This is a genomic window from Undibacterium sp. Ji22W, assembly GCF_049340305.1.
Classification (GTDB): Bacteria; Pseudomonadota; Gammaproteobacteria; order Burkholderiales; family Burkholderiaceae_D; genus Undibacterium.
Genome location: NZ_JBMPOU010000015.1, coordinates 1 through 393, shown reverse-complemented (window position 1 = coordinate 393; position 393 = coordinate 1). Strand labels below are relative to the sequence as shown.

General features: G+C 52.4%; 1 protein-coding gene. It reads left to right on the top strand.

The features are described from left to right. Positions 1–393, top strand: a 393-nt coding sequence (locus ACO0KW_RS20385; RefSeq protein ID WP_423055175.1) for a Calx-beta domain-containing protein, incomplete at both ends; no start/stop codon positions are given.

The window sequence follows — 393 nt, the reverse complement described above, 5'->3', positions numbered from 1 at the left end:
TTAGTATCAGTGGTCCGGGCGACGTGAATGAAGCGGCAGGAACAGTGACGTACACCGTGAGTTTAAGTAGTGCGAATGCGGCACCAGTGAGTGTTAATTACAGTACGGCCAATGGTAGTGCAGTAGCGGGCAGTGATTACACAGCAGTGGCTGGTAACGTCACGTTTGCTCCGGGTGAAACCAGTAAAACGATAACGGTTGCGATTAGCAATGACACGGTGTTTGAAGGAGCTGAAAACTTCCAGGTGAACTTATCTGCACCGACCAATGCGACGTTAGGCACGGCGAGTGTGACGACGACGATACATGATGATGCTAGCGGCACAGGTGGTGGCGATGATGATCGCTTGGTAGTGACATCGGTCAGCAGCCCGACGGTTGGTGAAGGTGGTA